At 73.2% G+C, this 23,402-nt stretch carries 23 protein-coding genes and 1 tRNA gene; 11 read left to right on the plus strand and 13 right to left on the minus strand.

Going from position 1 to position 23,402, the window contains the following annotated elements; translation table 11 throughout:
• Window positions 1-216: 216 nt before the first annotated feature.
• Window positions 217-1,320, plus strand: coding sequence for an RNA polymerase sigma factor RpoD (gene rpoD, locus BMX74_RS15920; protein WP_236714709.1), 1,104 nt, complete (start codon window positions 217-219; stop codon window positions 1,318-1,320).
• 56 nt (window positions 1,321-1,376) lie between these two features.
• On the opposite strand, the gene BMX74_RS15925 is transcribed toward rpoD, so the two are convergent.
• From BMX74_RS15925 to BMX74_RS15955, 7 genes are read right to left on the minus strand one after another with little or no spacing between them, the layout of a single operon-like run.
• Window positions 1,377-2,183 (minus strand): transporter substrate-binding domain-containing protein, encoded by an 807-nt coding sequence (locus BMX74_RS15925; RefSeq protein ID WP_091101074.1) that lies wholly within the window; start codon window positions 2,181-2,183, stop codon window positions 1,377-1,379.
• The gene (locus BMX74_RS15930) at window positions 2,180-3,532 is read right to left on the minus strand and encodes a hypothetical protein (RefSeq protein ID WP_420538132.1); all 1,353 of its coding nucleotides are present in this window, start codon (window positions 3,530-3,532) and stop codon (window positions 2,180-2,182) included. The genes BMX74_RS15925 and BMX74_RS15930 overlap by 4 nt, the downstream gene beginning before the upstream one ends.
• Window positions 3,533-3,534: 2 nt before the next feature.
• Window positions 3,535-4,209, minus strand: a complete 675-nt coding sequence (locus BMX74_RS15935) for an FHA domain-containing protein (protein WP_091101078.1) — start codon at window positions 4,207-4,209, stop codon at window positions 3,535-3,537.
• Window positions 4,209-5,492, minus strand: a complete 1,284-nt coding sequence (locus tag BMX74_RS15940) for a vWA domain-containing protein (RefSeq protein ID WP_091101081.1) — start codon at window positions 5,490-5,492, stop codon at window positions 4,209-4,211. Before BMX74_RS15940 ends, BMX74_RS15935 begins: the two co-directional genes overlap by 1 nt.
• Window positions 5,485-6,297 (minus strand): protein phosphatase 2C domain-containing protein, encoded by an 813-nt coding sequence (locus BMX74_RS15945; RefSeq protein WP_143078673.1) that lies wholly within the window; start codon window positions 6,295-6,297, stop codon window positions 5,485-5,487. Before BMX74_RS15945 ends, BMX74_RS15940 begins: the two co-directional genes overlap by 8 nt.
• An 8-nt stretch (window positions 6,298-6,305) precedes the next feature.
• The gene (locus BMX74_RS15950) at window positions 6,306-8,459 is read right to left on the minus strand and encodes a serine/threonine-protein kinase (protein WP_082534904.1); all 2,154 of its coding nucleotides are present in this window, start codon (window positions 8,457-8,459) and stop codon (window positions 6,306-6,308) included.
• Entirely contained in the window at window positions 8,456-9,649 is a 1,194-nt protein-coding gene (locus BMX74_RS15955; RefSeq protein WP_143078674.1) for a hypothetical protein, read from the minus strand. The genes BMX74_RS15950 and BMX74_RS15955 overlap by 4 nt, the downstream gene beginning before the upstream one ends.
• A gap of 160 nt (window positions 9,650-9,809) precedes the next feature.
• Here BMX74_RS15955 and BMX74_RS44085 point away from each other — a divergent pair, with 160 nt between their 5' ends.
• From BMX74_RS44085 to BMX74_RS15965, 3 genes are all read left to right on the plus strand, one after another.
• Complete coding sequence (locus BMX74_RS44085) at window positions 9,810-9,968, plus strand: hypothetical protein (RefSeq protein WP_176573342.1); 159 nt, start codon at window positions 9,810-9,812, stop codon at window positions 9,966-9,968.
• A 66-nt stretch (window positions 9,969-10,034) separates the two neighbouring features.
• Window positions 10,035-11,309 (plus strand): amylo-alpha-1,6-glucosidase, encoded by a 1,275-nt coding sequence (locus BMX74_RS15960; RefSeq protein ID WP_055503409.1) that lies wholly within the window; start codon window positions 10,035-10,037, stop codon window positions 11,307-11,309.
• Complete coding sequence (locus BMX74_RS15965) at window positions 11,306-11,779, plus strand: hypothetical protein (protein WP_055503408.1); 474 nt, start codon at window positions 11,306-11,308, stop codon at window positions 11,777-11,779. Before BMX74_RS15960 ends, BMX74_RS15965 begins: the two co-directional genes overlap by 4 nt.
• A 134-nt stretch (window positions 11,780-11,913) precedes the next feature.
• Here the strand turns inward: BMX74_RS15965 and BMX74_RS15970 are convergent, their stop codons facing one another.
• On the minus strand, window positions 11,914-12,231 hold the full coding sequence (locus BMX74_RS15970) for a hypothetical protein (RefSeq protein WP_055503407.1): 318 nt from the start codon (window positions 12,229-12,231) through the stop codon (window positions 11,914-11,916).
• A gap of 126 nt (window positions 12,232-12,357) precedes the next feature.
• On the opposite strand from BMX74_RS15970, the gene BMX74_RS15975 reads away from it, so the two are divergent.
• From BMX74_RS15975 to BMX74_RS15990, 4 genes are all read left to right on the plus strand, one after another.
• Window positions 12,358-12,432: transfer RNA gene (locus BMX74_RS15975), tRNA-Asn, on the plus strand.
• A 452-nt stretch (window positions 12,433-12,884) separates the two neighbouring features.
• Window positions 12,885-14,018, plus strand: coding sequence for a nitric oxide synthase oxygenase (locus BMX74_RS15980; RefSeq protein ID WP_256256970.1), 1,134 nt, complete (start codon window positions 12,885-12,887; stop codon window positions 14,016-14,018).
• A 219-nt stretch (window positions 14,019-14,237) separates the two neighbouring features.
• Window positions 14,238-14,573, plus strand: coding sequence for a hypothetical protein (locus BMX74_RS15985; RefSeq protein ID WP_091101089.1), 336 nt, complete (start codon window positions 14,238-14,240; stop codon window positions 14,571-14,573).
• Between the two features lie 74 nt (window positions 14,574-14,647).
• Window positions 14,648-15,421 carry an enoyl-CoA hydratase-related protein gene (locus tag BMX74_RS15990; RefSeq protein WP_091101092.1) on the plus strand — a complete coding sequence of 258 codons (774 nt, stop codon included), beginning with the start codon at window positions 14,648-14,650 and terminating at the stop codon, window positions 15,419-15,421.
• A gap of 86 nt (window positions 15,422-15,507) precedes the next feature.
• Here the strand turns inward: BMX74_RS15990 and BMX74_RS15995 are convergent, their stop codons facing one another.
• Together BMX74_RS15995 and galK are read right to left on the minus strand one after the other, a co-directional pair.
• Window positions 15,508-16,206, minus strand: a complete 699-nt coding sequence (locus BMX74_RS15995) for an alpha/beta fold hydrolase (protein ID WP_091101095.1) — start codon at window positions 16,204-16,206, stop codon at window positions 15,508-15,510.
• A gap of 89 nt (window positions 16,207-16,295) precedes the next feature.
• Window positions 16,296-17,408 (minus strand): galactokinase, encoded by a 1,113-nt coding sequence (gene galK, locus BMX74_RS16000; protein ID WP_091101097.1) that lies wholly within the window; start codon window positions 17,406-17,408, stop codon window positions 16,296-16,298.
• 43 nt (window positions 17,409-17,451) lie between these two features.
• Between galK and BMX74_RS16005 the strand changes: the two genes are divergently transcribed.
• On the plus strand, window positions 17,452-18,330 hold the full coding sequence (locus BMX74_RS16005; protein WP_055503402.1) for a 1-aminocyclopropane-1-carboxylate deaminase/D-cysteine desulfhydrase: 879 nt from the start codon (window positions 17,452-17,454) through the stop codon (window positions 18,328-18,330).
• Here BMX74_RS16005 and BMX74_RS16010 read toward each other — a convergent pair.
• From BMX74_RS16010 to BMX74_RS16020, 3 genes are all read right to left on the minus strand, one after another.
• Window positions 18,264-18,938, minus strand: coding sequence for a DUF6766 family protein (locus BMX74_RS16010; RefSeq protein WP_218153964.1), 675 nt, complete (start codon window positions 18,936-18,938; stop codon window positions 18,264-18,266). The two genes, BMX74_RS16005 and BMX74_RS16010, sit on opposite strands and share 67 nt — an antisense overlap.
• An 83-nt stretch (window positions 18,939-19,021) precedes the next feature.
• Complete coding sequence (locus BMX74_RS16015; protein ID WP_091101100.1) at window positions 19,022-19,423, minus strand: hypothetical protein; 402 nt, start codon at window positions 19,421-19,423, stop codon at window positions 19,022-19,024.
• A gap of 37 nt (window positions 19,424-19,460) precedes the next feature.
• On the minus strand, window positions 19,461-20,015 hold the full coding sequence (locus BMX74_RS16020) for a hypothetical protein (protein WP_055503399.1): 555 nt from the start codon (window positions 20,013-20,015) through the stop codon (window positions 19,461-19,463).
• A gap of 116 nt (window positions 20,016-20,131) precedes the next feature.
• Between BMX74_RS16020 and BMX74_RS16025 the strand changes: the two genes are divergently transcribed.
• Together BMX74_RS16025 and BMX74_RS16030 are read left to right on the plus strand one after the other, a co-directional pair.
• Window positions 20,132-20,857, plus strand: a complete 726-nt coding sequence (locus tag BMX74_RS16025) for a TetR/AcrR family transcriptional regulator (protein ID WP_055503398.1) — start codon at window positions 20,132-20,134, stop codon at window positions 20,855-20,857.
• Entirely contained in the window at window positions 20,854-23,352 is a 2,499-nt protein-coding gene (locus BMX74_RS16030; RefSeq protein WP_091101103.1) for a PEP/pyruvate-binding domain-containing protein, read from the plus strand. The genes BMX74_RS16025 and BMX74_RS16030 overlap by 4 nt, the downstream gene beginning before the upstream one ends.
• Window positions 23,353-23,402: the final 50 nt, after the last annotated feature.

Consider the following 23,402-nt stretch of genomic DNA (forward strand, 5'->3'; position numbering starts at 1 on the left):
CCGGGGGGCTCTCCGGGCGCGGGAAACAGGTTCGCGTAATTGGCTTTACTTTCCTGATCAAACTCCGGCCAAACCTTTTATGGATCTCAATTCGGTAAGGGCGGTGGTCTTACCTTCGGTGACAAAAATGGGTCTGCCATTTGATGGAACCAATACTGCAGACTGTCTCCCGTGGGTGCATCGGTGCTGCCAAGCGGACCGCCATCGGTTGATCAGGTGGCGGACCTCGTCGCGAAGGGAAGGGAGCGCGGGAGCGTAACCGTCGATGACGTCGCAGCCGCGCTTGACCGGTCCGAGCTTCCGTCCGACGCGCTGGAGCGCGTGGTGCGGATGCTCGCCGAGAACGGCGTGGAGGTCCTCGAGCCCCAGGGCGACGAGGAGACCACCCGCGCCGATGAGGAAGACGTGGGCAAGCGGGCGCCGACCAGCGATCTGGTCCGCATCTACCTGCGGGAGATCGGGCGCGTGCCCCTGCTGACCGCCGAAGAGGAGGTGGAGCTCGCCAAGTCGATCGAAGCCGGCCTGTTCGCCGAGGACAAGCTGGCCAACGAGGTCTCGTCGCTGGCCTTCCCCGAGTTCAGGGAGCTCGTCTGGCAGGGGACCCGCGCCAAGCAGCGGCTGATCGAGGCCAACCTCCGGCTGGTGGTGTCCATCGCCAAGCGGTACGTGGGCCGCGGGATGCTCTTCCTCGACCTCATCCAGGAGGGCAACCTCGGGCTCATCAGGGCCGTCGAGAAGTTCGACTACACGAAGGGTTACAAGTTCTCCACCTACGCCACCTGGTGGATCAGGCAGGCGATCACCAGGGCGATCGCCGACCAGGCGCGCACGATCCGCATCCCCGTGCACATGGTGGAGACGATCAACAAGCTCGTGCGCGTGCAGCGCCAGCTCCACCAGGACCTCGGCCGCGAGCCGGCGCCGGAGGAGATCGCCAAGGAGATGGACCTCCCGGTCGACCGCGTGGTGGAGATCCAGCGCATCGCCCAGGAGCCGGTCTCGCTGCAGTCGCCGATCGGCGAGGAGGACTCCGACCTCGGGGACTTCATCGAGGACGCCGACGCCGTGGTGCCGATGGAGGCCGCGGCCTTCATCATGCTGCAGGACCAGTTGGAGGACATCCTGGCCACGCTGTCCGACCGCGAGCAGCGCATCATCCAGCTCCGCTTCGGGCTGGCCGACGGTCACCCGCGGACCCTGGAGGAGGTGGGCAGGGAGTTCGGCGTGACGCGTGAGCGCATCCGCCAGATCGAGTCGAAGACCCTGGCCAAGCTCCGCCACCCGACGCGGGCCCAGATGCTGCGCGACTACCTCGACTGACGCCTGCGGGCGGAAGGGCCCGGGCCACCAGGCCCGGGCCCTTCAGGCGCCAACCCTCAGGAGCAGCCCTCGAACTGCGGCACGGCGATCGTGCTGAGGTCCAGCCCCGCCGAGCCGAACCACTTGTGCAGCAGCCGGGAGGCGGTGCCGTCCTGGTACATGTCGGTGATCGCCCGGTTCACCGCCTCGCAGCCGGCGACGTCCCCCTTGCGCAGGCCGACGCCCGTGCGCTGCTCGTTGAACTGGGCGTTGGCCAGCCGCAGCCCCGAGCCGTCGCGGATCGCCAGCCCGGCCAGGATGACGTCGTTGGTGGTGACCGCGTCCACCTTGCCGCCCTTCAGCGCCGACAGGCAGGCCGCGTAGTCGTCGAACGGCGCGAGCCGCGCCGCGATGCCGCGCTCCACCACGACCCGGTCGGCCGCGTTCGACCCCTTGACGTTGCAGATGGTGCGCCCCCTGAGGTCGCGCACGTTGCGGATCTGCTCGCCAGGCCGCGTCAGGATGTCCTGGTACGAGATGTGGTAAGGCCCCGCGAACAGCACCTTCGCCTTGCGGTCCTGGCTGATCGTGTACGTCGCCAGCACCATGTCGGCCTGCCCGTCGACGAGCACCTTCTCCCGGTCGGCCGCGAGCACCGCCCGGTAGACCGCCTTCTTGCCGAGCTTCTTGGCGACGTAGGCGGCCACGTCCACGTCGAAGCCCTCGAAGGTGCCGCGCGAGGTGCGGAACCCGACCTGCGGCAGGTCGGGCCGCACCCCGATGACGACGGTGTCCTTGTCGAGGAGCGTCTCGCCGCCGCCGACCCCGCAGGCCGACGCGGCCAGCGCGGTCAGGGCGAGCACCACTGCCAGCGCCCGTCTCACCGGTACTCCTTCAGTCGTGGCCACACCCCGGCGAACATCAGCAGGGCGATCCCGCCGATCGCGAAGGGCAGCAGCCGCCACAGGTTGTCGAGGGAGCTCTCGCCGGTGTCGATGGCCCGCTCGAACACGTTCTCGTGCCGGCCGGACATGACGAGCAGCGCCTGGTCGTAGGCGTCGAACGCCTGGCGCACCGGGCCGAGCCTGGCGGCGACCGCGTCCGCGTTCCGTCCCTCGGCGACGAGCCGGCGGAACTCGGTGTCGGCCGCCTGGAAGCCGCGGTACGTCTCCAGCACCGCCTGGCCGTCGCGGGCGGCCAGCTCCGGGCCGAGCAGGCCGAGCGCCTTCGACGACCGCTCGGCCACGGCCTTGTGGTAGGTGGACAGGTTGCCCGCCTCCAGGTAGAGCACGGCCAGCGACTTGTCGAGGAAGGTGTGCTCGTAGGTGTCGGCCCGCTCCTTGTCCAGCAGGTAGCGGCTCTCGTCGCCCTGCATGCTGGTGCTGATGGCCCTGGCCCTCGCCACGGTCAGCACCGAGTCGAACCCGGCCTTCTTGGCGCGGCGCAGCGCCTCCTGGTCCTGGCCGAGCACCGCCACGCCGGCGACGAGGGCGACGAGGGTCGCCACGGTGGCCGCGAGCAGCGCGGGGCCGAACACCCGGCGGAAGCGCCTGGCGAGGAACACCTGCAGCCACACCAGGCAGGCGAGCGCCAGCAGCCCGGCCACGACCACCGCGACCCGCACGAGCGGCACCACGACCGCCTTCTCGTCGTACGTGCGGCGCACGATCGTGCCGTTCTCCAGCGTCAGGTTGTAGGCCTGCGGCAGCAGGACGAGCCGCATGAGGTCGGTGGCCTGCCGGTAGGTGCGCACCACCTCGTCGGGCGGCGGCCCCGGCTCGTGCGAGGAGCGCTCGTTCAGCAGCAGCGCCTGGCCGGCGAGCCGCTCGTAACGGCCCAGCCCGTCGAGCAGGGACTCGGCGGTGCGGCGCTCGGCCGGGTTGTCGCCGGACAGCTCGAACGCCTTCAGCAGCGCCCGGTTGGCTTCGAGGCGGCGTTCGTCGTACCTGGCCAGCGCGGCCCGCCGCTGCTGCTCGTACGCCCTGCCGAGCACGAGCACGTCGGCGACCTGGGCGTCCATGTCGCTCAGCGCGAAGTACAGCCCGGCGGTGGCGACGACCTGCGGCCCGGCGTCGCGGCCGATGACCCGCAGCCCGTCGCGGGCGCTCACGCCGCCGACGGCGAGCGCGGCGAACAGCAGCGCGAGCGACGCCACGGTGATGCCGGAGATGACCCGGATGGAGCCCGGCACGCTGCGGCGCGCCGGCGGGCTCGCGACCCGGGCCTGCACCATGGTCACGGGGTTCCCTCCCTGATGGTGATGACCGTCCAGGCGCCCAGGTGGATCCGGTCGCCCGGCCCGACGGGCACGGGCACGTTGACCGTGACCGGCCTGCCGTTCACCTGGGTGCCGTTGGCCGAGCCGGGGTCGACGAGCAGCCACGAGCCGTCCGGCTGGGCGAGCAGCACGGCGTGCAGGTGCGACACGCCGGGGTCCTCGGGCGGGCCGGAGAGGTCGATCTCGGGCTGGAGGTTCCTCGCCCTGCTGCGCCGTCCGACGCGCACCTGCTCCCCGGAGAGGGCGAAGGAGCGCTCGGGGCAGTACGGCGGGAACGCGACGGCGTGCGCGTCGGGGCCGCCCTCGGCGATCACCTTGTCGTAGTAGGCGCGGTCGGCCGCCGTGACCGCCTCCCACCGGGCGCCGGTGACCTGGACGGGCCCGCCGGCGCCGGTGAAGTCGTGGCCGCACAGCTCGCAGAACAGCCCGGCGCGCGGGGTGCGGCAGACCGGGCACTCCTCGGCGGGCGCGGACGCCCCGGACGGCCCGGACGGCCCGGACGGCCCGGACGGCCCGGCGGGGGCGGAGGGCCGCGGCGCGCTCCCGGCCGCCGGCAGGGACGCCATCTGCGTGCCGCACACGTCGCAGTAGTCGTCAGCCCCCGAGGCGTGGCCCTGCGGGCAGGTGGCCATCAGACGCCGTCCTTGCGCAGCCGGCTGGTGCGGACCGACCCGGTGTCCAGCTCGATCTCGTCGGCCTTGTCCACGTTCCTGCGCAGCCTCGCCGTGCCCGTCGCCGGATCCACCTCGACCACCTTCTCCAGCAGCCGCGCGGTGTCCTCGCGCCCTGACTCGGCCGCGAGCTGTTTCGCCCTGGCCAGGCGGGCGGTCGCGCCCTCCACGTCGCCCGCCGCCCGCGCGCTCAGGCCGTCCTGGATCAGCTCGTGCAGCTCGGCCTGCCCGGTGTAGTGCGCCACCTTGCGGTTGATCCGCGTGGACTGCGCGAGGTCGTCCGTCCACTGGGCGAGGACGTTGCCGCTGGCCACCACCTCCTGGGTGTCCGGGCGCACCAGCTTCACCCAGCCCGCGCGGATCTCCTGCCCGACCTGGCCAGGCGGCACCTCCACGCAGAGGTGGTACTCGCGCTCCTCTGCGCCCCACGAGCCGGTCGGGTAGTCGCCGGTGAGCGGGTTGACGTCGGCGCGCTTGCCGGTCAGGTCGAGCAGCGTGGGGGAGACCTGCTTGACGAACTTCAGCTTGGCCGTCTGCGGCACCCAGACGCGCAGCGACAGCTCGGCGAGCGTCTTGCTCATCGACGCCTGCGTCAGCCTGCGGAAGAACTCCGGCAGGTCCGCCTGGTTCCTGACGAAGTCGAAGGTGCCGAGCATCGCCTCGGCGATCTTGCGGAGCTCGGCGGGCACCCAGTCGTCGCCGACGCCGAGGCTGTCGCAGACGAACGTGCCGCTCCAGGCCCGCAGCACCCCGGCGAACACGTCGGGACGCTCGTTGTTCTGGCCGTCCGTCATGAGCAGCGCGTGCTTGATCGCGTTCGGGTGGCCGCTGAGCAGGTGGCCGGCGAGCTTCAGCCACTCGCCGATGGCGGTGCCGCCGTGGGCGCTCAGCCGGTTCACCGCGCGCACCGCCTCCGCCCGGGTGGCGGCGGAGGCCCGCGCCATGCCGGTGCCGCCCGGGTAGACGACCTTGGCCGACTCGGTGCCCGCCACCACCGCGAAGTACACGCCGTCGCGCAGCGCCTGCACCGCGGTCGCGGCGGCCTGCCGCGCCTCGCGGATCTTGCCGCCGCTCATCGACCCGGACGTGTCCACGATGATCACCTCGGCCGCCTCGGACGGCCCGGCCTGCGCCACCGCCTCCCCGGTGGACCCGACGGTGAGGATGGCGTGCACCTCGCGCCCGTCCAGGGAGAGGTACTTGTTCTGGTCGATCTCCAGCTTGAACGTGGGCTGCTCACCCATGCGCGTCTCCTAGGGGGATGAGGACGATGGTCACGTTGTCCTGCCCGCCGCTCTCCAGAGCGTGGCGCAGCAGCGCGCGGGCCGTCTCGATGGGAGGTGTGGAATCCGTCGCGGGAAAGGTGTGGCCCCGCAGGTAGCGCCACAGGCCGTCGCTGCACACCAGCAGCAGGCCGGGCGCGCGCGGGGCGTAGACGCGCACCTGCGGGGCCACGTCGCCCGCGTCCGCGCCCAGCCAGGCGGTGATCTCGCCGGTCGGCGCCGCGTCGTCCTCGGTCAGCAGGTGCCCGCCCGGCAGCCAGTACGCGCGCGTGTCGCCCGCCCAGCCGACCGTCACCGTGCCGTTCTCGACGACGGCCGACACGTACGTGCAGGCCGGTGCGTCGTCCACCGACGTGCCGAGCTTGGCCACGGCGCGCGCGGCCAGCGCGAACGCCTCCTCCGTCGGCATGCCCCTGGCCAGCGCCCCCGCCGCCGTCTCGACCGCCACGGCCGACGCCTCGTCGGCGCGCGGCGAGCTGCCGACGCCGTCGCACACGACCGTCACGATCCTGCCGCCCGAGGAGACCAGCGCCATGGCGTCCTCGTTGCGGGCGCGGCGCAGCCCCTTGTCGGTCACGCCCGCCGCGCCGCCGTCGAGGACGATCTCGGCGTGGTCCCTGCCGGTCGGCTGGCGCAGGCCGCAGCGCTCGCAGTAGCCGTCGGCGTCCACCGCCGCCGCGCCGCAGGAGGCGCAGACCGGAGCCGACAGCGCGTGGCCGCACGCCTCGCAGTAGAGGTGGGTCGCCTCCACGGAGGCCTCGCACATCGGGCAGATCACAGCCACGTCCTCGGCCGCACGGCGTTCGCCTGGTCGATCAGCGCGTGACGCTCCTGCCGGGTCTGCGCCGACACCGCCAGCCTCCTGAAGATCTTCTCCAGCTGCCTGCGCAGCCCCGCCTCCGTGAAGTACGCCTCCGCCAGCCGGGCCCCCGGCGGCGGCTGGTTGACCCCGAGCCAGTCGAGCGCGCGCCGCAGCAGCTCCGCGGTGAGCAGGTCGCGCCGGCGCGGGTCGAGGTCGGCCAGGCCGTCCAGGCGGCCCGCCGCCTCCAGCAGGTCGTCGAACGTCACCCCGGCCGGGCCCGGCCGCCTCGCCACCGAGGCGACCAGCGCCGCCTGCGCCGCCACCCGGTGCCTGGAGGAGCGCGGCACCTCGTCCAGCGCCGCCAGCCGGACCGTCCTCGCCAGCCCGAAGGCGGCGCTCACGTACGCGTGGTCGGTCCGCCACACCCGCTCGTACCACGGGGCGGCGGGGCCGCCCGCGCACTCCAGGGCGAAGGCCAGCGCCAGCTTCGGCGCCTGCTCGCCGGGCAGCTCCGACACGCACGCGTCGAACAGCCGCGCCGCCTGGCCCGCCTGGCCCGCCGCCATCGCGTGGACGCCGCGGTACCACAGGACCCGCCAGTCGCCCGGCAGCTCGCGGTCCAGCTCGTCGAGGGCCGTCACCGCCTCCTGCGCGCCCTCCTCGGCCAGCAGCCTGGCCCGCATCAGCTTCGTCTCCGCCGTCTGCGGCAGCGCCGCGAGCTGCCCGACCAGGTCCGCCCCCGACCCGCCCAGCAGGCCCGCGAGGGCGCCCGCCGCGGGGTCGGCGGGATCGACGTGCGGCACCGGCAGCGCCCCCGGCACCGCCGCCGGGTCGAGCGGGTCGAACACCACGCTCGTGTCGTCCGACAGCGCCGTGCCCACGGCCGTCCGCTCCGGCCCGAACAGCGTCGAGGGCGCCGGGTACGGCACCCCCTCCTCCAGGGCGCTGACCTCCCGCAGCACGCCGACGAGCTGCTCCTCCATGTCCCAGGCGCTCTGGAACCGCGCCGCCGGGTCGTGGGCGGTCGCCTTGCGCAGCAGCCGCCCGTACGACTCGTCGCCGCAGTCCTGCGGCAGCGGCGCCGCGACGCCGCCCTTCGCCGGGCTGAACGACGGGATCGTCAGCACCGCCAGCGTCCTCGCCACGGTGTACAGGTCGGAGGCCACGGACGACGGCCGGGAATCCAGCTCGGGCGCGTGGTAGCCGACCGTGGCCCACGACGTGCCCGGCGGCGATCCGGCGCGCTGCACCGCGCCCAGGTCGATGAGCTTGAGCCGCCTGCCCACCCTGATGACGTTCGCGGGCTTGAGGTCGCAGTACACCAGGTCCTGCTCGTGCAGGTAGGCGAACGCCTGCAGGATCTCCCTGCCGTACATGAGGGCCTCGCGCAGCGGCAGCGGGCCCTTGCGGCGCAGCTCGTGCAGCGACTGGCCGCCGATGTACTCCATGACGATGTAGTCGAGGCCGTTCGAGCGCTGGAAGTTGAAGATCTTGACGATGTTCGGGTGGTCCACCGTCGTCAGGAACCTGCGCTCGGCCTCGGCGGCGGCGAGCGCCTCGGCGTCCTTGGTGTTGAGCAGGCCCTTCAGCACCACCCAGCGGCCGTCGAGGTTCTCGTCGGCGGCCAGGTAGATCCACCCGAGGCCGCCGTGCGCCAGGCAGCCGAGCACCCGGTACTGGCCCGCGACCAGGTCCCCCTTGTGCAGCTTCGGTGTGAACGAGTACGGCGTGCGGCAGTGCGGGCAGAAGCCGTCGGTGCGCCCGGGTAACCCCTCGCGGGAGCGTCCCACCGGTTTGCCGCAGTCGGGGTTGGCGCAGTACCGCTTCTCCTCGGGCACCTGCGGGTCGGCCATGATCGCGCCCGCCGGGTCGCGGTAGGGCACCGACGGCAGGTCCGCCAGCGTGCCGAGCACGCCCGCCCGCGACCGGCCGCTGCTCACCGGGGAGCTGGTGCCCCTGCTCACCGGCTGGGTCTGCGGCGCGGGCGCGCTGGGGGAGCCCGTGCTCGGGGCCGGGGACGCCCCGGACGCGGGGCCACCTGACACCGGGGTCGCGGCCGAGCCGCACAGGTCGCAGTAGCCCTCGTCGATGGTGCCCGTGCAGCCTGGCTGCGCGCAGCGGGTCATCTGCCACCTCCGTTGATAGCGCGCTGGTACGTCTCGACGGCCCGCGCCGCCCTCGTCAGATCGCAGGGGGCCGTCCACAGCAGCGCCCGCGCCTGGTCGAACAGCCGGGACGCCTCCGCATCCTCCGCCATCCCCCTGCGCGCCGCCATGGCCTGGCAGGCGCCGAGCCGTCCGCGCAGCTCGTCGCGCCTGGCCACCAGTCCGTACAGCGCCCTGGCGGCGGCGTGCGCCTGGTCGGCCGCCCTGACCGTCTCGGCCTCGAGTGCCGCGAGCCTCCTCGACCGCGACAGCCAGGCGTCGGCGGAGACGTCGAGCGCGGCCAGCTCGGCGGCGAGCTCCTCGGCCCGGCCGCGCGGCTGCGCCTGCGGCGGCAGGGCGATCTTGACGACGACCGCGCCGTGGGCCAGCCTGGCCTCGCTCTCGGCGGCCCTGACCCGGTCGAGCGCCGCCACCAGGTCCTCGCGTCTCCTGGCGTACTCGCGCTTGACGGCGATGGCCTGCTCCAGCTCGGCGCGCACCTCGCCGAGCAGCGCCAGCAGCTCGCCCAGGCCGGGGAGCAGCGGGCCGGCGGCCGCGCCGAGCGGGTCCTCCAGCACGTCGGCGCGGGTCCGCCGCAGCTCCGACTCGCGGGCCGACAGGTCCACCCGCTCGCCCAGCTCACGTTCCAGGTCGCGGATCGCCCGGATCTCGCGGTCGGCGTCGTCGAGGCGGGGGAGGGCGGCGGTCCACACGTCGTCGATGGCGGTCAGCGCGGAGGTGACCAGGCGGAACGCGCCGTCCATCCTGGCGACGGCCTCGTCCAGGGTGAGCCGCTCGTCGGCCTGGGGCAGCAGCGAGCGCTGCTCGACCGGTTTGGCGGCGGCGCGCAGCACGACCGACTCCCCGGCCAGCAGCTCGGTCAGCTCGGCGAGCTGGCTGTCGCCGAGCCTGCCGCGCGTGCCCCTGACCCGTTCGGCCTCGCGCAGCACCGCCCGGTAGGCGTCGTTGAGCAGCCAGAGAGCGGCCAGCGCCGCCTGCGCCTCGCTCCAGCGCCGCGCCGTCTCCCCGCGTAACGAGGCACTCTTGAGCACCTGGTACGTGGTGTGCGATTCCAGATCGAGCAGGTCGCCCGAGATGCGGTCGCGCTCGTCGGCCCGAGCGCGCAGGGCGTGCTCGGCGCCCTCCCTGCTCATGGGTGGTCCCAGGCTCATCACGCTCCCCGTGAAGAGGGCCCCCGATGCCCCGTGTCTTACCCCCTCAACGGGAGGCTTGACCACTAGGTTCCGGAGAGTCGGGGTAGGCCCTGAGTTGTCCCTGATTCAACCCCTGCTCGCCTGCAAACCGCTTAACGCGTCGTCTAGCGTCGAGGACATGGGACGCATTCTTCTGGCCATCGCGGCGATCATTGTCGCGTTCATGCTGCTCGGCCCGCTCGTGGGCTTCATCTTCACGCTCCTCAAGTGGGCGCTCGTCATCGGCGCCGTGGCCCTCGGCGTCATGCTGCTGACCAAGTGGGCCAAGCGCAGCTGAGAGGCATTTATCTGGACGATTCCGGAGGACATGGCGTGAAGCCGTCTCACGCGGCATAGTGATGAGATGGAGGGGCGGCCGGCCGTCGACGACGCCGCGCTCGGGCGCGAGGCACTCGCCGTGCTCGACGCGAACTGGACAGGCACGGGCACCGTGCCCGCCCCCGGCCTGTACCCGCACCAGTGGAGCTGGGACTCCGCGTTCGTCGTCATGGGCCTGGCCAGGCACCGGCCCGACCGGGCCCGCGACGAGCTGACCAGCCTGCTGCGCGGACAGTGGGCCAACGGGATGATCCCGCACATCGTCTTCCACACCCGCGAGGCGTACTTCCCGGGGCCGTCCGTGTGGCGCTCCCAGGACAACCCCTCCGCGCCGCGCGTCCTCACCTCGGGACTCACCGCGCCGCCGCTGCACGCCCTGGCCCTGTGGTGGCTGTACCGGCACACCGGCGACGCGGCGTTCGTCAGGCACGTCTACCCCGCGCTCGCCGCCCAGCACGCCCACCTCGCCGCCACCCGCGACCTCGGCGGCGACGGCCTGGCCGCCATCGTCCACCCGTGGGAGTCCGGCATGGAGGACAGCCCCGCCTGGGACGACGCGCTCGCCGCCCTCCCCGAGCTCCGCCACGGCCACCGCGAACCCGACCTCGAACAGCGCCGCCCCGACAGCGCCCACGACCGCTACGTCAGGCTCGCCCTGAGCTACCGCGACTCCGGCTACCGGCCCGAGTACCTGCGCGACGAGCACCCGTTCGCCGTCGAGGACCCCATGTTCAACGGCGTCTGGCTCGCCTCCTGCCAGGCCATGGCCGACCTCGCGCCGCTCGCCCGCGCCGACCCCGCCCCCCACACCGAGCAGGCGGAACGCATCAGGCGGGCCCTCCTCGACCGCCTCTGGGACGGCTGCTTCCACGCCCGAGACCTGCGCACCGGACGCCTCATCAGGGTGTGCACCGTCGGCGGGTTCGGGCCGCTGCTCGACCCCGGCCTGCCCTCCGACCGGGTCCGCGCCACCGTCGAGGTGCTGGAGTCCGCCCGGTTCATGGGCGCCACCGGCTACCCCGTGCCGAGCTGCGAGATCCGCGCCCCCCAGTTCGACCGCACCCGCTACTGGCGCGGCCCCTCCTGGGTCAACACCAACTGGCTGCTGCGCCGAGCCGCCGACGCGCACGCGCTGCACCAGCTCGGCGCCCAGCTCGCGGGCGCCACGCTCAGGCTCGTCCGCCAGTCCGGCTTCCGCGAGTGCTTCGACCCGTTCGACGGCAGCGGGCGCGGCTGCCGCGACTTCTCCTGGAGCGCGGCGCTCACCCTCGACCTGCTCGCCGATACCGTTGACGAATGAGCATCTTTCGCCGTTTGCCCGCCGACGTGCGCGAATCCCTGGCCACCGAGCCGGGGGAGCGGGTGCTGACCTTCGCCTCCTCGGGCGGCGGCCACGTCGTCGCCACCACCCTCGCCCTGTACCTCTCCGACGGCACCAGGGTGCCGTACGAGGAGGTGGACAAGGCGTCCTGGGACGAGGACGGGCTCAGCCTCAGCACGATGGACGGCGCGCGGCACACCGAGCGCATCGCCGAGCCGCGCATGCTGCCGGAGACGCTGCGCGAGCGGGTGAACGCCACGATCGTCGTCAACAAGCACGTGAACCTGCCGGGGCGGGGCGGCGTCCGGCTGGTCGCCCGCCGCCGGCCCGGCGGGGAGGTCCTCGGGTGGACCCTCGTCTTCGACGAGGGCCTCGACGCCCGCGACCCGGGCCTGCGCGCCCAGGCCGAACAGGCCCTGGAGGGCGTACGCCGCAGCATGGGGGTGTGACCTCGGTGAGCCGGCCTCGGCGCGGCGTCCGGGCCCGCCCCGGCCGCAAGGCGGCGTCGCCGGCCTCGGCCGCGCACGGCGCGGGCCCGGCCGCCGCCGGGGGCGAGGGCCGGGCCCGAGGAGGACGCGCCTGGTCAGTACGGAATGCCGGTCTCGCGGGTGCTCCGCTCCGCGAGGTCCTCCTCAGGCCAGCCGGTCCCCGCGTCAGGGTGCTGCCTCTTCTCGCCCAGGAACGGGATCTTGTCCTGGAGCGTGCCACCCACCCGCGACCTGGCCATTCCCGCCAGCCGTGACGCCTGCGCCCCGACCACGCCCGCGGCCTGCTGCACCCTCGGGTTGTCCGCGACGCGCTGCGCCGTGCGCTTGATCTGCTCGTACCGTTCCCGCCCGGCCCTGCTGCCCAGGACGTACCCGACAGCAAGCCCGATGGCGAATGTCATCCGATAACGCATATTGCACCTCCGCTGTCTCCGGGCCTACCCCACTCACGATGCGACACGCACTCTCTGAGTGCGCTAATCTATTCCTGCGCCCGACGGAAGGGCCCGAAAGGGTCACCGAACAGCGCAAACGGTCGATCCCGCGTAGCTCAACGGCAGAGCAGCCGGCTGTTAACCGGCAGGTTATAGGTTCGAGTCCTATCGCGGGAGCCACCACAGAGGCCCCCTTCCCCTGGGAAGGGGGCTTCGTCATGTGCGCCCCGAAATCCCTGGTCACGCTGGGGTGCGGGCCTTCGCCGGAGTCTCCTGCCGGCCCGGCCGGCGTCCTTCCTGGGGCCCTTCCGGCACGCGCGGTTCCGATCACGTTTCGGCCTCGGCCCTCGGCCTGCCTCGCCGGGCGGTGTGCAAGATCGGGTTCGTGAGATGAGTCACAGGGGCGGGCCATCGACCGGCTTTATCGCGATTTGTAACCGTAAGGTCACGCGATTTTCCATTTGCCGGGACAAGGGGCGCTTCCTGGGTTCAGGATGGGAGTCGGCCGCCCGGCGCCACGCCGGACGGCAGCCGCGGGAAGCCGTGAGCGCGGCGTGGAGAGGGACGCCGCCACCAGGACGTTTCGCCGGCCCGGAACCGGCGGGGCGATCCGCCGACGGAATGGTTGCTGCGTGCGTACCTGGATCAGGTCCCTGAGTCCCTTCGACGCCCGGCCCGCGCAGTCCGCGGCCGGACGGGTCACCGACCTCCGCGAGGCCGAGCGCTTCCTCAGGCTCTTCCACGCCGAGAACCCCGCCACGGGGAACCTCCACGCCCGGCTGCGCGACGTCGCCCGAGAGGTCGCGCAGACCGGCACCTACACCCACACGTACGAGGAGCTGCAGTTCGGGGCCCGCGTGGCCTGGCGGAACAGCAACCGCTGCATCGGGCGGCTCTACTGGCGCTCGCTCAAGGTACGGGACCGCAGGCAGGTCACCTCCGCCGAGGGCGTCGCCGTCGAGTGCGTCGCCCACCTGCGCGAGGCCACCAACGACGGCAGGATCAGGCCCACGATCACCGTCTTCGCCCCCGACACCCCCGGCCTGCCCGCCCCCCGCATCCTCAACGACCAGCTCATCCGCTACGCCGGATACCGCGCCGACGACGGCGAGATCGTCGGCGACCCCCGCAACGTCCAGCTGACCGAGACCGCCGTCAAACTGGGCTGGCAGGGCGGGCGGGGCCGCTTCGACGTCCTGCCCCTCGTCGTGCAGGACGCCCTCGGCGCGCCCCTGCTGTGCACCCTGCCCGGCGACGCCGTGCTGGAGGTGCCGCTCGAACACCCCGCGTACCCGTGGTTCGCCGAACTGGGGCTGCGCTGGCACGCCCTGCCCGCCATCTCCGACATGTGCCTGGAGATCGGCGGCGTCTGCTACCCGTGCGCCCCCTTCAACGGCTGGTACATGGGGACGGAGATCGGCGCCCGCAACCTCGCCGACGCCGACCGCTACGACCAGCTGGGGCTCGTCGCCGAACGCCTCGGCCTGGACACCACCACCGAACGCAGCCTCTGGCGCGACCGCGCCCTCGTGGAGCTGAACGTGGCCGTGCTCCACTCGTTCGAGCGGGCCGGCGTCACGATGGCCGACCATCACACCGAGTCGCGCCGCTTCCTCAAGCACCTGGAACGCGAGGAGAAGGCGGGCCGCGCCTGCCCCGCGGACTGGTCGTGGATCGTGCCACCCCTGTCGGGCAGCGCCACCCCGGTCTTCCACCGCTACTACGACACCCGCACCCTCACCCCGGCCTACGTCCACCACCACTGACCCTCCGTGATCTTGTGAGGGGAGCCCGCCCGGACTAGCCTGAGCCAGGCCCGGCAGAGGCCGTGACGGCGCCGCCCGTACGCGCCGCGGCGCCGTCCGCACCCGTGTCGGCGCCGCCGCCGCGGCTCCCCCTGGGGACGCTCGCCCGCACGTGCGGAAGGCGCGCGGCGCTGGCTCCTGTGGGGAGAGGGACGCACCACCTGGTTCGAGGACGGGCCGGTGATCCTCGACTTCGAGGGGCGCCAGGTCGAGATCTGCCATCGCGAGTTCGACAAGGTGGCCATCACGTGGGGCGGCGTCGACGTCCGTGAACCGCTCGAGCGTTCCTGCTTCGCGTTGACCTGGCGGAGCAAGGGGCCGCGCAGGCTGGAGCGGCTCGTCGGGCGGACGCTGCTGGACGTCGCCCTGCTCGAATGGGAACCCTCGGATCCGCAGTACGGAGACATCGCGATTCACTTCGTCTTCGACGGCGGCCGGCTGACGATCTACAACCTGGCGGACTCGACCGCGATGACATTCCGCCCCCTGACCCGAATGCCGGGTCCTGTCGTCTGACTAGGCGGCCGACCTGGGGAACGGGCGCTCGCCGCGGGTTGCCTTCGCTGGACAGAACATGGTTCTGTTGGGGCATGGGTGAGCTCGTTCTCTCCTCGGTGGATCGAGGGGTTCTGACGTTGACCTTCAACCGGCCCGAGACGCTCAACGCGTGGACGGGCGCCATGGGGCGGCGGTACTTCGATCTGCTGGCCGAGGCGGAGCGGGATCCGGAGGTCAGGGCGATCGTCGTCACCGGGGCGGGCAGGGGGTTCTGCTCGGGGGCGGACTTCGCGACCCTCGCCGCGATCCAGACCGGCGAGTACGACGAGGAGCCCGACCCACGGCCCAACACGTTCCCGACGACGATCAGGAAGCCCGTCGTCGCGGCGGTCAACGGGGCGTGCGCCGGGCTGGGGATGGTGCACGCGCTGGTGTGCGACCTGGTGTTCACCGCCGAGGACGCCAAGTGGACCACGGCGTTCCCGCGCCGCGGCCTGGTGGCGGAGTACGGGCTGTCGTGGGTGCTGCCGCGCGTCATGGGGCAGCAGCGGGCCATGGACGTGCTGCTGTCCGGGCGGGTGTTCAGCGGGCGGGAGGCGTACGAGCTGGGGCTGGTGAACCGGGCGGTGCCAGGGGAGGCGCTGCTGGGGGAGGCGCGGGCGTACGCGAAGGAGCTGGCCGTGCACAGCTCGCCCGCCTCCATGGCGGTGATCAAGCGGCAGGTGTGGCACGACTGGGACGCGAGCCTGGAGCAGGCGGCGAGGGCGGCCACGAAGGAGATGCTGGAGTCGTTCCGGCGCCCGGACTTCGAGGAGGGGGTGGCGAGCTTCCTGGAGCGCCGCCCCCCGCGCTTCCCGGCTCTGTGACGTCGGGGCTCCGCGCGCCCGCGCCTTCGACCCTCGGCCTCCGCCTGCCCGTGCCTTCCGGCTCCTGATGCCTGGCGGCCCCGGGGTCAGTGCGAGGGCTGGGCGAGGAGGAGGCGGGCCAGGCGCCGGGGCTCGGAGAACATGGGCCAGTGGCCGGTGTCCATCGTCTCCAGGCGCCAGTGCTCGCTGGTCAGGAGCTTCGCCACGTCGGGGGACGGCTCGTCGCCGTCGAGCAGGCACTTGACGTACGTGGCGGGGAGCTCCGACAGGGGGCGCTCCAGCACGGCGGGCTCGGTGAGGGACGCGCCGGGGTGCGGGGTGGAGCCGCCGACGACGCGGGCGATCTGCTCGTCGGTGAGGCCCTGGCCGGCGCAGTCGGCGGCGGTGAGCGGCGCCCAGAAGCCGCCGTGCTCGGCGATCGACGCCTCCACGGCGGGCCGGCCCTCGGGCCAGACGGACACGAAGGACTCGCCGTCGACCGGCACGTTCGCGTCGACGAAGACCACGCGTGACAGCCGGTCGCCGATGCGCTCGGCGGCCTGACCCGCCGGGATGCCGGAGTAGCTGTGGCCGACCAGGATCACGTCGCCCAGGTCGAGCCGTTCGACCTCCGCGACGATGTCGTGGACGTGGGTCTGCTGCCCGGCGGGCACGCCGCGCTTCTCGGCCAGGCCGGACAGGGTCAGGGGGTGCGCGCCGTGGCCGGCCGCGCGGAGCTCGGGGACGACGTCGTCCCAGGCCCACGCTCCGAGCCAGGCGCCCGCCACCAGTACGAAGTTCGCCATGCGGAGACGCTAGCGAAGCGCTCCGACAATCCGCCCCAGCACCTCGACGGGCCTCCGCGCCGCGCCGCCCCCGGGTCGTCGGCGGCCGGTCAGGACAGGCGGTGGGCGCCTCTGGCCGGCGTCGCGGGGAGGAAGCGCGGGGGCTGGAAGCCGCGCTCGGCGTACGCCGAGGTCACCGAGTCCTGGACGCTGCGCAGGCGGTCCTCGGCCACCAGGGCGATCGCGGAGCCGCCGAAGCCGCCGCCTGTCATGCGGGCCCCGCGCGCCCCGCCCCGGACGGCGGCCTCGACGGCGACGTCCAGTTCGGGGGAGGACACCTCGTACTGGTCGCGCAGCGAGAGGTGGGAGGCGTTGAGCAGGGCGCCGATCTCGGTGACGGCGCCGGCCCTGAGCAGGCCGACGAGGGCCTCGACGCGGTGGTTCTCGGTGACGACGTGCATGGTGCGCCTGCGCTCGACGCCCTGGAGCAGGTCGAGGGCGCCGGCGAGGTCGGTGACGTCGCGCAGCGCGGGGACGCCGAGCTTGCGGGCGGCCGACTCGCACTCGGCGCGCCGCTTGGCGTACTCGCCGCCGGCGTGCTCGTGGTGGACCTGCGTGTCGATGATGAGGATGCGCAGCCCGTGGGAGGCCAGGTCGAGGGGGATGGTGCGGGAGCCGAGCGAGCGGCAGTCGAGGAAGAGGGCCTTGCCCTCCTCGCACAGGGCGGACGCGGCCTGGTCCATGATGCCGCAGGGCATGCCGACGAAGTCGTTCTCGGCCTTCTGGCCGAGGAGGGCGACCTCCATGGGGGTCATGCCGAGGTCGTACAGGTCGTTGAGCGCGGAGGCGACGGAGACCTCCAGGGCGGCGCTGGAGCTGAGCCCGGCGCCCTGCGGGATGTCGCCGTCTACGGCGATGTCGGCCCCGCGGACCCTGTCGCCGAGCAGGTCGAGGACGCCGACGACGTACCGGGACCAGCCGGTGGCCTGGTCGTGGGAGGTCAGGGTGAGGGGGTCGCCGGGGGCCTGGAGGGAGAGGAGGCGGATGGTGGAGTCGGCGCGGCGGCTGACGGCGGCGGTGACGCCCCAGGGGACGGCGAAGGGCAGGACGAAGCCGTCGTTGTAGTCGGTGTGCTCGCCGATGAGGTTGACGCGGCCGGGGGCGTGCCAGACGGTCTCGGGATCGGCGCCGAAAGCGCCACGGAAAGCTTCAACAACGCGCATAATCCAACACTCCTCAACAAAGTCCCGACCGTAGACTAGCGCCATGGAGGAGCTCCTGGATCCAGGGCTCGGTGACGTCCGGGTGTTCCTGATGCGCGACGACAACAAGCCGCGCAAGCTCAAGTACAACCTCGACGGGGTGCGCAGGCTCCTGGTGTTCGGCGGGGCGTACTCGAACCTCGTCAGGGCCGCGGCGAGGGCGGGGGCCGAGCGCGGCGTCGAGACCATCGGGATCATCAGGGGCGAGGAGCGCCTGCCGCTCAACTGGTCGCTGCGCTACGCCGCCGACCACGGCATGACGCTCGCCTACATGGACCGCGCGACGTACCGGCTGAAGCACACGCCGCAGGTGCTGGAGCGGCTGCGCGAGCGGTGGGGCGACGTGACGGTGCTCCCCGAGGGCGCCAGCAACGCGGCGGCCGTGCGCGGCTGCGCGGAACTCCCCGCCGACATCCCCGCTCCGCCGGGGTTCCAGGACCCCGCCTGGTACGACCTGGTCTGCTGCCCCGTCGGCACCGGTGGCACGCTGGCCGGCATCGCGGCGGGGCTGCCCGAGGGCAGGCGGGCGCTCGGCTTCGCCGTGCTGAAGGGGGCCGCCTTCCTCAACGCCGAGGTGGCGGCGCTCCAGCAGGCGGCGTACGGCCGGACCTGGGACAACTGGTCGATCGACCTCGACCACCACTTCGGCGGCTACGCCCGCTCCACCCCCGAGCTGGACCGGTTCGCCGCGCGCCACCGCGTGGAGGGCGTCTACGTCGCGAAGATGCTGTACGGCGTCCTCGACCTCGCGCGGCGCGGCGCGTTCGCGCCGGGCACGAGGATCGTCGCCGTCGTCACCGCGCCGCCCGCCCCCGCTCACCCCTCCGTGGACGTGGCCGAGTGGGGCGCCCCGACCGGTTTCGACTCCGGCGAGCCGCGCTGACGCAGGTAGATCGACAGCACCACCATCGACAGCACGGCCAGCAGCTCCGACTGCCAGTTCTGCAGGCTGCGGTTCCAGAACTCGGCCGACGTGACGTACGAGCCCCAGGTCACCGGGTCGCGCAGGTCCTGGAGCCGTTCGGCGTTGTGGGCGGCCTGCCCCGCCACCGACTGCGCCAGCCACGACAGCAGGAAGACGGCGCCCATCGCCAGGCCCAGCGAGTTGCTGAACAGCCACAGCCGAGGCCCGCGCGCGTGCCGCGCCCAGGCGGGGGAGGCGGCGGTGGCGTGCGGGCCGACGCGCTGCCGCTCGTCGGACTCCCCGCCCTCCTCGCCGGGCTGCTTCGACTCGGGCGAGCCCCTCTGCACGAGCCAGACGGTCAGCATGATGAACAGGAAGAACTGCAGGTACTCCGACTGCCAGTTCTCGGCCACGTCCACGGCGAAGTCGGACGAGGCCACGAAGTGCGGCACGGAGACCGGTTCGCCGCCGCCGGCCACCTGCCGGTCGTTGAACTCCAGCGTGCCCGCCACCGCCTGCCCGGCGAGCGCCAGCACGAACATCACGAGGAACGCCAGCGACAGGGCGTTGTCCTTCAGCCACCTCACAGCCGCGACCACCCCATCGCCAGGAACCACGCCAGGCCGCAGACGATGACGAGCACCGTCAGCGTGAACATCGTCCGCACCGCTCAGCCCTCCACGTCGCAGTCGTACGGGCGGCCGGGCACCGGCGCGCACCCGGCGGCGCGCACCCGCCAGCCGTCGGCGTACCGGTGCAGGAACAGGGTGTCGCCGGCCATCCGCACCTGGGCGTCCTCGCCCCACACGCTCACGGCCCTGATCGGGCCGCCCGCGTCGAGCCGCAGCTCACGCAGCGCGTCGGCGCAGCTCTGACCGGGGTCGGGCAGCTGCTCGGCGGTCACGCGGGCGAGCAGCGCGCAGGCCGACTCCTCGCGGTGGGCGGACAACTCGGCGTGGAACCGCTCGGCCGTGCGGGCCGGGCCGGCCGGGTCGGCGGCGCAGCCCGAGGCGCAGAGCACGACGGCAACCGCGGGCAGCGCGAACGTCAGCGAGACGATCGGTAATCTCATGGCGGCCCGCTACCCGGCGCTTGACCCGCCATGCGGGTCAGGGCAGCTGGTCCAGCACGGGGGTGACCAGCGCGTTCAGTTCGCGGACGAGGACGGCGACGGCCCGCTGGGCGCTCTGCTCGACCTCGTCGTGCGGGCCCTCGGGCTCGGGAGGCAGGTCGTCGAGCGGCACGGGCGCCTCGACGAGCAGCGTGGCCCGCAGGAACGGGTGCCTGGCGAGGTCCTGCTGGGTGGGCTCGACGTACTGGCCGAACGTCTCCTGCCAGCCGAGCCAGCCCCGGTCGCGCCACCAGGCGCGGGAGCGGGTCAGCTCCTGCGGCAGCGGGGAGACCAGGCGGACGCGGGCGGTCAGGGTGCCGTCCCAGGTGTTGCGGTGGCAGGTGGCCTCAAGGACGCGGCGGTCCCAGCGGACGTAGCCGGGGGTGAGCGACGGCGGCGTGGCCAGCCGCCAGGCCGCGCACGCGAAGCGGACTGGCGCGATGTCACCCCACTCGAACTCCTCGAGCTCTTCGAGGTTCTTGCGTACGTGCACGGCGAAGCGCCCGTCACGATCCCTGTCGAACTCCTGGTCGATCCAGAACGCCTTGGCCATGGCCTCCAGGCTACGGCGCTTCTCGGCGCCGGGGGCGACGTACCGAAGATGTCGCGTCTTGCGGTGGATTAAATGAACGAATACTGTCATTCAGTCAAACAATTGAGGTGAGACAGATGGTCAGGGCTGGGCGTCCTCCGCAGGATCCCGCACGTCAGCTCGAACGGGCGCACAGGATCCTCGACGCCGCCGCCGAGCTCGTCCTGCGCTGGGGGTACGACAAGACCACGATCGACGACGTGGCCAAGGCCGCAGGGGTCGCGAAAGGCACGATCTACCTGCACTGGCGCACCCGCGACGACCTGTTCGCCGCCCTGCTGCGGCGCGAGCGCGTACACATGCTGGCGGAGGTGCGCGCGAGCGGGCCCGCCACCCCGCGCGAGCTGTTCGAACGGCTCGCCCTGGGGCTGCTGCGCAGGCCGCTGCTGAAGGCGGTGCTGCTGTCCGACTCCGAGGTGCTCGGCAAGCTCACCCGGCGCAAACGCACCAGCGCGAGCGCGCTGGAGCTGGGCCCGGGCTTCGAGCGCTACCTGCGCGAGCTGCAGGCGCTGGGCCTCGTCCGCGACGCCCCCGCCGCCGACCTCGGCGTCGTCATCGGCTCCGTGCTGTACGGCTTCCTCTTCCTGCCGACCGCGGTGCCCGAGCCCGCCAGGCAGCCCGACGAGAAGATCGCCGCGCTGCTGGCCGACACGGTCGACCGCGCCATCGGCGGCGGCCGGACGCCCACCGCAGGGGAGGCCGAGGCCGTCGCGCGGGCCACCCTCGACTATCTCGACGCCGTCGAGGAGGTCGCCGCGCACAAGCTGACGGCCTCCCTGGGAACTGAGGAGCGTGTGTCGTGAGGACCGTACTCCCTCTCGACGACCCGGCGGCCGACCTGGCCACCGTGGGCGGCAAGGGCGCGTCGCTGGCGCGCCTGGCGCGGGCCGGGCTGCCGGTGCCGCCCGGGTTCCACGTCACGACCGAGGCGTACCGCGCCTACGTGGCCGGCATGCGGGACGAGATCCTGGAGGCCGCCGAGGCGCGGGACGCCGACCGCATCGCCGCCCTGTTCGCCGCCCGAGACCTGCCGCCCGCCCTCGCCTCCGAGATCCTCGCCGCGTACGCCGCGCTCGGTGACGGGGCCGCCGCCGTGGCCGTGCGGTCGTCGGCCACCGCCGAGGACCTGCCCGGCATGTCGTTCGCCGGGCAGCAGGACACCTACCTCAACGTCACCCGCGACGGGCTGCTCGACGCGGTCAGGCGCTGCTGGGCCTCCCTGTGGAACGCGCGCGCCATCGCCTACCGCGACCAGAACGGCGTCCCCCACGACGACGTCGCCCTGGCCGTGGTCGTGCAGACGCTGGTCGAGGCCGACGCCGCGGGCGTCATGTTCACGGCCGACCCCGTCACCGGAGCCCGCGACAGGACCGTGCTCAACGCCTCGTGGGGGCTGGGCGAGGCGGTCGTCGGCGGCCTCGTCACGCCCGACACCGTCGTCGTCTCCGGCGGCGCCGTCGTCCACGAGGAGATCGGCGACAAGTCCGTCATGACGGTCCGCGTCGCCGGGGGCACCAGGGAGGAGCCGGTGCCCGGCGGGCTGCGCCGCCGCGCCGTCCTCACGCCGGAGCAGGCGCTCGGGCTGGCCGCGCTCGGCGCCCGCGTCCAGGAGCTGTACGGCACCCCGATGGACGTCGAGTGGACGCTGCGCGACGGCGCGTTCGCCGTCGTCCAGGCCCGTCCCGTCACCGGCCTGCGGCCCGAGGTCGAGGAGTGGAACGACAGCCTCAAGGGCGACTACCTGTGGACCGCGGGCAACCTCGGCGAGGCCATCCCCGACGTGATGACGCCCATCACCTGGTCGTTCGTGCGGCTGTTCATCCACGAGGCGATGTCCGCCTCCGCGCTGCCCGGCTTCGACCTCGTCGGCAACATCGGCGGCCGCTTCTACATGAACCTCAGCGTCACCTTCTCCATCGCGAGAGCCCTCGGCATGCAGGGCAGGCTCGGCGCGGTCGAGCAGGTCTTCGGCAGGATCCCGCCCGGCCTCGACGTGCCCATGCTCGGCCTGTCCCGCTGGGAGATCGTCAGGCGGGTGGTGCCGCTGGCCGTCCACATCCGCCGGCGGGTGCGCGAGAACCTCAAGGGCATGCGCGCCTTCCTCGCGGCCTCCCAGCGGCGCTGCGAGGAACTGCGGGCCGCGATCGCCGCCACCGGCTCGCCGTCCGAGCTGGCCGACCTGTGGGCACGCGAGATCGAGCCGCACGTCGTCACCTCGTGCAGGGTGCTGGAGGCCGCCGGCCGCCAGGGCGGCTCCACGCTCGTCCTCACCCGCGACAAGCTGCGCCGGATGATGGGCGACACCGACGCCGAGGCCATGCTGACCGGCGTCAACGCCGACGGCGGGCTGGCCAGCATGGGCCTGCTCACCGGGCTCGGCCGGCTCGCCCGGGGCGAGATCAGCCGCGACGAGTTCGCCCGCACGTACGGCCACCGGGGGCCGCACGAGTTCGAGGTGTCGATCCCGAGGCCCGGCGAGGACCCCGCCTGGATCGACGCCCAGCTCGCGGGGCTGCGCGACCTGCGGGCCGACACCGAGGCGCTGCTCGCCCGCCAGCGCGCGGCCAGGGAACGCGCCTGGGCCCGCTTCGCCGCCCGCCATCCCCGCAAGGAGGCCGCGATGCGGGCGCGCGTGCGGCGGTGGAACGGCGTCGTCCGCGACCGCGAGGCGGCCCGCTCCGAGAACATGCGCGCCTTCTGGGTGCTGCGCGCGTTCGTGCTGCGCGCCGGCGAGCTGACCGGCCACGGCGACGACCTGTTCCACCTCTACCTGGACGAGCTGCTGTCGGTGCTGCGCGGCTCGTCCGCCCCGCTGGAGAAGGTCGCCGTGCGCAGGGCCACCCACGAGCGGTACGCGGCGCTGCCGGTGTACCCGACGCTGATCGTCGGGCGGTTCGACCCGGTGCGCTGGGCCGCCGACCCGGCCAGGCGCGCCGACCTGTACGACGCGCGCGGCGCCGCCACGCCGCCCGCCGACGGCGTGACCGGCTTCCCCGGGGCTCCAGGCGTCGTGGAGGGCGTCGCCCGGGTGATCTCGCGGCCGGAGGAGGGCGACCGGCTCGAACCGGGCGAGATCCTCGTCACCACGCTGACGAACGTCGGCTGGACCCCGATGTTCCCCCGCGCCGCCGCCGTCGTCACCGACATGGGGGCGCCGCTGTCGCACGCCTCGATCGTGGCGCGCGAGCTCGGCATCCCCGCCGTCGTCGGCACGGGCAACGCCACCATGCGCGTACGCGACGGCGCGCGCATCAGGGTGGACGGCGAGCGCGGCACCGTGGAGGTCCTGGAGGACTGAACCGCGCAGGCTTCCCGGAGGGGTCGGAAGGGTGGAAAGTCTTCGCCAAG

The sequence above is a fragment of the Nonomuraea pusilla genome (assembly GCF_900109355.1).
In the GTDB taxonomy this organism is placed as follows: Bacteria; Actinomycetota; Actinomycetes; order Streptosporangiales; family Streptosporangiaceae; genus Nonomuraea; species Nonomuraea pusilla.